At 40.1% G+C, this 8,715-nt stretch carries 6 protein-coding genes; all 6 read left to right on the top strand.

What is annotated here, in order from left to right:
• Positions 1-298 precede the first annotated feature (298 nt).
• The 6 genes from IM793_RS06920 to trxB all read left to right on the top strand — a co-directional run bounded on the left by IM793_RS06920 (position 299) and on the right by trxB (position 8,240).
• Complete coding sequence (locus IM793_RS06920; protein ID WP_193420331.1) at positions 299-2,878, top strand: TonB-dependent receptor; 2,580 nt, start codon at positions 299-301, stop codon at positions 2,876-2,878.
• 357 nt (positions 2,879-3,235) lie between these two features.
• Positions 3,236-3,829, top strand: coding sequence for a TIGR00730 family Rossman fold protein (locus IM793_RS06925; RefSeq protein ID WP_193420332.1), 594 nt, complete (start codon positions 3,236-3,238; stop codon positions 3,827-3,829).
• Between the two features lie 241 nt (positions 3,830-4,070).
• A complete protein-coding gene (locus tag IM793_RS06930; RefSeq protein ID WP_193420333.1) occupies positions 4,071-4,532 on the top strand; it encodes a MaoC family dehydratase in 462 nt (153 codons plus the stop codon).
• Between the two features lie 58 nt (positions 4,533-4,590).
• Positions 4,591-5,130 (top strand): hypothetical protein, encoded by a 540-nt coding sequence (locus IM793_RS06935; RefSeq protein WP_193420334.1) that lies wholly within the window; start codon positions 4,591-4,593, stop codon positions 5,128-5,130.
• 250 nt (positions 5,131-5,380) lie between these two features.
• Entirely contained in the window at positions 5,381-7,009 is a 1,629-nt protein-coding gene (locus IM793_RS06940; protein ID WP_193420335.1) for an acyl-CoA carboxylase subunit beta, read from the top strand.
• Positions 7,010-7,283: 274 nt separating this feature from the next.
• The gene (trxB, locus tag IM793_RS06945) at positions 7,284-8,240 is read left to right on the top strand and encodes a thioredoxin-disulfide reductase (protein ID WP_193420336.1); all 957 of its coding nucleotides are present in this window, start codon (positions 7,284-7,286) and stop codon (positions 8,238-8,240) included.
• Positions 8,241-8,715: the final 475 nt, after the last annotated feature.

Consider the following 8,715-nt stretch of genomic DNA (forward strand, 5'->3'; position numbering starts at 1 on the left):
TATCCTAATAAATAGAAAAACGGGTCATCGGTTTACGATAGACCCGTTTTTTTATTTAAACCTCGCAGGTTTTTAAAACCGGCGAGGTTTGCGGCTATTTATAAAAATCACAAAATAAAATTTGGGAGAAAATATTTTTTGATATATTTGTCTACTAAATCTATAGGATTTATATTATAATTATGAAAACAATTCAAAAAACGCACTCGTATTGTTGTTGTAGCCATTCTAAAACAGTAATCGCATAATTCCAACTGGTCATTAATCAACAGCATTTAAACAAACTATCCACATAATCATGAACAAAAGTTTACTTTTCCTCTTTTCATTTTTACTTTCGGCAGGTTTCGCTTTTGCCCAAAGTGCAGTAACCGGTGTAATTAAAACAAGCAGTGGCACCACCATCCCGAATGCAACCGTAAAGGTGAGGGGAACAAACCAGGCTGTAGTGGCTGATGAAAATGGTGTCTTCAGCATTAATGTAAAACAAGAAACACCATTTTACCTTCAGGTAAGTTCGGTGGGCTATAAACCACAGGATTTTCAGATATTAAAACTTCAGGAGACTCCAATAGAACTGGTTTTGGTAGAAAATGCGCTATTAGATGAAATCGTGGTAACATCCAGAAGGCGCTCTGAGGTTTTACAGGATGTACCGATTCCAATTACTGTTATTGGTGGCCGTGCAGCAGAAAACGCCGGTGCTTTTAACGTTAACCGTTTGAAAGAATTGGTGCCTTCTGTACAGTTATATGCTTCTAATGCCAGAAATACGACTTTAAATATCAGGGGTTTAGGGTCTACCTTTGGTTTAACCAATGATGGTATCGATCCTGGAGTGGGGTTTTATGTAGATGGTGTTTACCATGCACGTCCGGCTGCTACCTCTACTGATTTTCTTGATATTGAGCAGATCGAAATTTTACGTGGCCCACAAGGTACCTTATTTGGTAAAAATACAACAGCAGGTGCGTTTAACATCACTACAAGTAAACCAACTTTAACACCAAGTGCAAAAATAGAACTGAGCGCAGGGAATTATAATTTTATTCAGGCTAAAACATCAGTTTCCGGCGCACTTGCAAAAGATCTTGCTGCAAAAATTTCAATTTCCGGAACACAGCGCGACGGTACCATCTGGAACACCAGAGAAGAACGAAGATACAGCGGACAGAATAATCTGGGCTTTAAAGGGCAGCTATATTATACTCCTTCGGAGAAATTACAGGTATTGTTAAGCGGTGACGTAAGCATTCAGCATCCGGCAGGTTATCCTTTGGTAATTGCAGGTGTAACTACGACTGAAAGAAGTGCTTACCGCCAGTATGCAAGAATTGTGTCTGATTTAGGCTATCAACAACCTAAAATCGATCCTTTTTCAAGAGAGATCAATACAAATACCCCTTGGAGACACAATCAATCAATCGGTGGTATATCATTAAATGTAGATTACAAAATCGGCAATGGAACGCTTACTTCAACCACCGCCTGGCGATTCTGGAACTGGGATCCTACAAATGATAGGGATTTCTCAGAATTAGCAGCGCTAACCAAATCGCAGGGTACTTCGCGTCACGATCAATACTCACAGGAGGTAAGATATGCGGGTAATATTACTGAGAAATTAAGTGGAGTAATAGGCGTATATCTATTGGGCCAGAATTTAAAAGGTTTGGCACAAACAGAAGAAGTAGGTAAAGACCAATGGAGATTTGTACAAACGAGTAATACCGGCAGTCAGGCTTTATATTCAACCCCTGGTTTGTTAGATGGCTTTGGAATTAAAACCAATTCTACGATAAAATCGTTAAGTGCTGCTGTTTTTGCACAGGTTGATTGGGAAGTTTTAAAGAACCTGCACGTATTACCAGGTTTAAGGTATACTTATGATAAAAAAGATGTTGATTACGATAGGGTTACCTATGGTGGTTTACAGACTACTGATGCAGCATTATTGGCACTTAAAGCAGCGGTATATGCAAATCAGCAGTTTACGACCAAGGTAGACAACAACAATTTATCAGGTAACTTTACCGTATCGTACCGTCCAACGCATAACTTAAATGTTTATGGAACTTTCTCTACTGCTTACAAACCCGTGGGTGTTAACGTGGGTGGTTTGCCAACTACCTCAACCGGAGCAGCCGATTTATCTGTAGCGGTGGTTAAACCAGAGTACGTTCAGCATTATGAGTTAGGTGCTAAAACAAAGCCGTTTAAAGGTGCTATCGTGAATCTTAGTTTATTTAATACTGATATTAAAGATTACCAGACCAATGTTCAGTCTCCACAATTGGGTGTAAATAGAGGCTATCTGGCAAATGCTGAAAAAGTAAGGGTAAAAGGATTGGAAATAGACGGAACTTACCAGTTGGAAAGGTTTTTAACCTTAAATGCTGCCTTGGCCTATCTGGATGGCAAATATGTGAAATTTACAAATGCACCTCTTCCTTTAGAAGAAACCGGGCATACCGAACTGGTAAATGGCGTTGCTACTCAAGTGGCATTTAAAGATGCTTCCGGAGGAAGATTACCAGGTGTATCAAAATGGAATATTTCTGGCGGTACAGAATTAAGTACTGCAGGTAATCTGGCTACCAGGGAGGGCAGGTATTTCGTCGCTGGTGATGCCAGTTACCGTTCAGAATACTCTTCAAATCCTACACCATCAAGTGTATTAAATGTTAAAGGTTATGCTTTATTTAATGCCAGGTTAGGTTTCAAATCAGATAAGTTTTCTTTATTTGTTTGGAGCAGAAATATCGCAAATAAAAACTATTATGAGCAATTACAGGCTGCTGCAGGTAACTCCGGTTTGTATGCGGGGGTACTGGGCGATCCAAGGACTTATGGTGCGACTATCCGTTATGCTTTCTAATCTCTAAATTAATCTTTTCTCTCTTATATTTGGTTAGAAGGAGTGGTGTAATGCCGCTCCTTTTTTGTGCTAAAAAACTTAAATGTCCTCAGGTGGCTTGGGTGGTCAATATTAGTTAGAAAATGAGAGGGCTGGTACTAATCGGGAGCTTCAGTCCTGCTTTCCGTTTCAAGTCCTCGCTGCGCTGCGGGCTTTCTCTGCAATCAGGTTTATTTAACAAGGCGGTGGTTCTTGGAAAGAAAAATAATACGATCAACCTCTCAGGTTCTATACTTAATAACTCCTGTAACAGCTTTGTGCAGAATTAAAATTTACAGAAAGCCGATAAAATCTTAACTTCGGTAAATTTTAGACTAAATGAATAAGCTTAAATCGGTTTGTGTGTACTGTGGCTCAAACTTCAATGGCGATTTACAGTTACGCAATGCGATAAAACAGTTGGCAGAAACATTAGTAAAACAGCAGATTAAGTTGGTTTACGGTGGCGGTAGTGTTGGGGTGATGGGTGTTTTAGCCAACGATGTACTGGAACTTGGTGGCCTGGTTACCGGGATCATCCCACAGTTTTTAATGGATAAGGAAGTTGGACATAAGGGAATAACTGAAATGATCGTGACTGAAAATATGCACCAGAGAAAACAGAAAATGGCCGATTTAAGTGATGGATTTGTGATCTTACCCGGTGGTTTTGGTACACTTGAAGAATTTTTTGAAGTGCTTACCTGGTTGCAGTTAGGCCTGCATCACAAACCTATTGGCGTTTTAAATGTAAATGGTTTTTACGATCCGCTGTTTGCCCAAATGGAAATGATGGTGCAAAGCAAATTTTTGAAACCTGCCAACCGCGACTTGGTTTTTAACGAAGCAGATGCTGAAATTTTAATCAATAAGATGGATAATTTTTCTGCCATTCCTGATGAAGTGTGGTTTAGGGAAAGAAATTTGAGTTAACTGCAGGATAGCCAGTTGCTCATGGATCATCGTTAATAGTTCATGGCTGATAGTCAATAGTTCATTGTTCATGGTCAATAGTTAATTGGCCGGTTTTGGACTTTGACTATGAGCAACAAGACCATGAACCATCAGCCAAAAAACATCTATATCCAAAGGAAACTAAAAACAATAATCAACTCTAAAAAAGCAATTATCAACCCGCCAGCCGCATAACGCTCGGCGCTTAAATATAACCAAAATGCAAATTATTACTTCCCACGCAGAATTTGAACAATACCTTGGCAAGGAATTAGGCGTTTCTTCATGGCATACCATTACACAAGAACAGATTAACAAATTTGCCGACGCTACCTTAGACCATCAATGGATCCATGTTGATGAAGAGCGGGCACAAAACGAAGGACCGTTTAAAGCAACTATAGCGCATGGCTATTTAACGCTTTCCTTAATCCCTTACTTATGGAAAGAAATTGTTGATATCCAGAACCTGAAAATGGAGATCAACTATGGGATAGAAAGTTTAAGGTTCGCGCAAGCCGTAACGGTTAACAGTAAGGTTAGGTTAAAAGCTAAACTCGCTTCTATTATCAATCTGCGTGGCGTAACCAAGGTAAACATGGCCATCGAAATGGAAATTGAAGACCATAAAAAGCCTGCTTTTAGCGGAGAGGTAGTTTTCTTGTATCATTTTGTGAATTAACGATTTAGAATGTAGTGAATTGTTTATCTTTAACGTAAATAAGAAAATACATTCGCTCATGATCAAAAAACTAAACTCCTTAATTTTTATTTTATTCAGTCTGTTTATCCTGTCTTGCCAAACGAGCAAAGATCAAAATTCGGCAGCCGATTCATTTTTACCCATGCAGATCGGCAATTTATGGTATATGAATGCTCAATCTTATACTGAGATTAAAGACACCGTAAGGATCAACAAAAAACTTTTTTACCAATTTTATTCCCTGGTTGGTGGCGATGCTAGCAGCACGGTATACCTGCGGATCGATGAAAGGAATAGATTAGTGGAAAGTTACCCCGATAGCCCGACTAAAACCTATATCCGTACTGATTTTAATGCCAAAATAGGCGATAAGTTTTTTACCACTGGCGAAAAGGATGAGAATGATAATGAAGTAACTGTTGTCCAAAAATCAGATCAGGAAATGACCTTCTCTTTCGATCCTATTTACCATCCCAATTTAAAAGGGCATCCATCTGAAGTAAAATATATCAAAGGTAAAGGCTGGGCAGAAAAGTATCAAAAAATAAAGATTGACGGAGTCGTTTATCAAAACTAGCTAAGAGATCAGCGCCAGGCGATTGGCGCTTTTTAACATTTCGCGGTTAAACAAACTTCTCATTAATTACTCCATGCCCTCTGTGCCTTTTCTTTGTGATCTCTGTGGTTAAAAATACTTCGCGCGCTTTGCGGTTAAAGTAACTCTTGGTATTGAAAAAACTTAGTGCGCTTTGCAGTTAAACCTTCTCTTAGACCAGAAACCGATTTGGTCAATATTGTTTTTCTAAAATTAAATTTAAATTGCCTCCATGAATATCGAATTCAACAAAAACGAGGATGTAAATAAACAGTTGGTTTACGAACTGAAAACCAAACTCAAAAAAATATACCTGGGAGGTGGCGAAAAAAACGCTGCAAAACAAAAAGAGAAAGGTAAGCTGCTGGTCCGCGAACGGATTGCTTATTTAGTTGATAAAGATTCTGACTTTTTAGAAGTCGGAGCCTTTACCGCTGATGGCATGTATGCCGAGCAGAGCGGATGTCCATCTGCAGGAGTAGTATGTGGTATCGGCTATGTAAGTGGCAGGCAATGTATGATTGTAGCCAATGATGCTACTGTGAAAGCTGGGGCCTGGTTCCCGATGACCGCTAAAAAGAACCTTCGCGCGCAGGAAATTGCCATGGAAAACCGTTTACCTGTAATTTATTTGGTTGATAGTGCGGGGGTATATCTGCCGATGCAAGATGAGATTTTTCCCGATAAAGAACACTTCGGACGGATGTTTCGTAATAATGCTTTGATGTCGTCTGAGGGGATTGTGCAGATTTCGGCCATTATGGGGGCTTGTGTTGCGGGAGGAGCCTATTTACCTATCATGAGCGATGAAGCGATGATTGTTGATAAAACCGGTTCGGTGTTTTTAGCAGGCTCTTATCTTGTAAAATCGGCCATAGGGGAAGAAGTGGATAACGAAACCTTAGGTGGTGCCACTACACATTGCGAAATCTCTGGTGTTACCGATTATAAATACCCTAACGATCAGGCTTGCTTAGATAGCATCAGAAATATCATGAGCATGTTGGGCGCACCTCAGCATGCAGGTTTCGATCGTATCAAGCCTGCTAAACCCAAAGAGAAAGAAGAAGAACTGTACGGAATCCTCCCCGAAAACCGGGATAAACCTTACGAAATAATGGATGTCATTAACCGTTTGGTTGATGGATCCGAATTTGAAGAATATAAAAAAGGCTACGGACAAAGTATCGTTTGTGGTTTAGGCCGTATTGATGGCTGGGCAGTGGGGATCGTAGCCAATCAGCGTAAAGTAGTGAAGTCGAAAAAGGGTGAAATGCAATTTGGTGGGGTAATTTATTCTGACAGTGCCGATAAAGCTACCCGCTTTATTATGAATTGTAACCAGAAGAAAATTCCATTGGTTTTTTTACAGGATGTGACCGGTTTTATGGTGGGCAGCCGATCAGAACATGGCGGTATTATTAAAGACGGCGCTAAAATGGTTAATGCTGTTGCCAATTCTGTGGTGCCAAAATTCACCATTGTTTTGGGCAATTCTTATGGTGCCGGCAATTATGCCATGTGTGGTAAAGCTTACGATCCGAGGTTGATTTATGCCTGGCCAACAGCTAAGATCGCGGTAATGGGCGGCTCACAGGCGGCAAAAACATTGTTGCAGATTCAACAAGCCTCTTTAAAAGCAAAAGGAGAGGTGATTACACCAGAGAAAGAAGCCGAACTGTTAAAAGAAATTACCGATAAATACGACAGCCAAACCACGCCTTATTACGCGGCAGCCAGGCTTTGGGTTGATGGTATTATCGATCCTTTAGAAACCAGAAAAGTAATTTCGATGGGGATTGAGGCAGCCAACCAATCTCCAATTACGAAGAAGTTTAATGTAGGAGTGATACAAACTTAGTTTCATAAGTATGTCAGCTGTTACCATTTGATAGATTTATTAATGGGTGTCAGGTAGAAATATCTGACACCACGAAGATTTTTTTACCACCTAAGCCATCTGAATACACCTAAGCTTAACGCCGTGTGTCAAACGCTATCAGCTTAGCGCTTTTCGCCATGCGCCCCACCCTCAACTGTTAATAAGTAAACTATGTTGACAAAGCGCATTTGCTAACAATTATTTAAAGCGTTAAATTTGCGCTACGATTAATGAATTTCAAACACACTATATAATGTCACAAGAAAACGAGCACGTTCAGTGTTTAATTATAGGTTCAGGTCCTGCAGGTTATACTGCTGCAATTTATGCTGCCAGAGCTGATTTAAAACCAATAATGTATACTGGTATGCAAGCTGGCGGACAGCTTACGCAAACTACTGATGTAGAAAATTTTCCAGGCTACCCACAAGGTATTATGGGGCCAGAAATGATGGAAGATTTCCGCAAGCAGGCAGAGCGTTTTGGCACCGATATTCGTTTCGGTTATGTAAGTTCGGTAGATTTCTCTTCAACACCACATAAAGTAGTGGTTGACGAAATTAAAACCATAACAGCTGATACCGTAATTATTGCTACCGGAGCTACTGCTAAATGGTTAGGTTTGCCAAGTGAGCAACAATATAATGGTTTTGGTGTTTCGGCCTGTGCAGTATGCGATGGTTTCTTTTTTAAAGGCCAGGATGTTGCCATTGTAGGTGCTGGAGATACGGCAGCTGAAGAAGCAACTTATTTAGCAAAGCTTTGTAAAACAGTGCACTTATTGGTACGTAGGGATGAATTCAGAGCTTCTAAAGCAATGGTTAGCCGTGTATTGGCAACCCCAAATATTGTGGTTCATTACAATACTGAAACGCAGGAAATTTTAGGTAATGGCAAAAATGTAACTGCAGTTAAAGTTTTAAATAACAAAACAGGTGTCGAATCTGATATCGATGTAGAAGGTTTCTTCGTGGCTATTGGTCATAAACCGAACACCGATATTTTTAAAGGCCAGTTAGATATGGATGAAACTGGTTATTTAACTACTAAACCAGGTTCTACTTTAACCAATATAGAAGGCGTTTTTGCCTGTGGTGATGTGCAGGATATGTACTACCGTCAGGCGGTAACCGCTGCAGGTTCCGGTTGTATGGCTGCGCTTGATGCTGAAAGGTATTTGGCCGCTAAAGAACATCCAGTAGAAGCTTAAGGATAATTTTAAAATATTTTGAAAGAGAGAAATCAGTCATGGTTTCTCTTTTTTGATATATGGCCATCATCTCGATCACGCCGATTGTCATCTCGAGCGAAGTGCAACGTAGTCGAGAGATCTATTAAAGCAAATCTTATTTTATAAAACCTCTATTTTTTGGAAAGCAATTGCAGTAGTTCTTTTTATTGTTAGTCCTGCTTTACATTTCAAGTCCGCACTCGTACCTCGCTTGCGTGCTTTCCATTGCAATCAGGTTTAAATACGCAGTTTTCTGCTACTATTAGGGGTTTAATGGCATAGTGTTCATGTTTTTTCTGCACACTGCAACCCCAAATAGTTTAACCGGTCTGGCCACCTAAACCCGATCGAAGCGGGATGCCAATTTCCTTCAAATTGGCAGAAGCGGGAGCGGGGCTGTCCTAACCTAAGTGCTTCTGCGCCTGATTTTCATAAAAGTAGTCGTCATTTCGAT

The organism is Pedobacter sp. MR2016-19, from assembly GCF_014947265.1.
GTDB lineage: Bacteria > Bacteroidota > Bacteroidia > Sphingobacteriales > Sphingobacteriaceae > Pedobacter.

Coding starts and splice junctions, on each gene's coding strand:
- IM793_RS06920 (WP_193420331.1), top strand. CDS start 299: ATGAACAAAAGTTTACTTTTCCTCTTTTCATTTTTACTTTCGGCAGGT.
- IM793_RS06925 (WP_193420332.1), top strand. CDS start 3,236: ATGAATAAGCTTAAATCGGTTTGTGTGTACTGTGGCTCAAACTTCAAT.
- IM793_RS06930 (WP_193420333.1), top strand. CDS start 4,071: ATGCAAATTATTACTTCCCACGCAGAATTTGAACAATACCTTGGCAAG.
- IM793_RS06935 (WP_193420334.1), top strand. CDS start 4,591: ATGATCAAAAAACTAAACTCCTTAATTTTTATTTTATTCAGTCTGTTT.
- IM793_RS06940 (WP_193420335.1), top strand. CDS start 5,381: ATGAATATCGAATTCAACAAAAACGAGGATGTAAATAAACAGTTGGTT.
- trxB (WP_193420336.1), top strand. CDS start 7,284: ATGTCACAAGAAAACGAGCACGTTCAGTGTTTAATTATAGGTTCAGGT.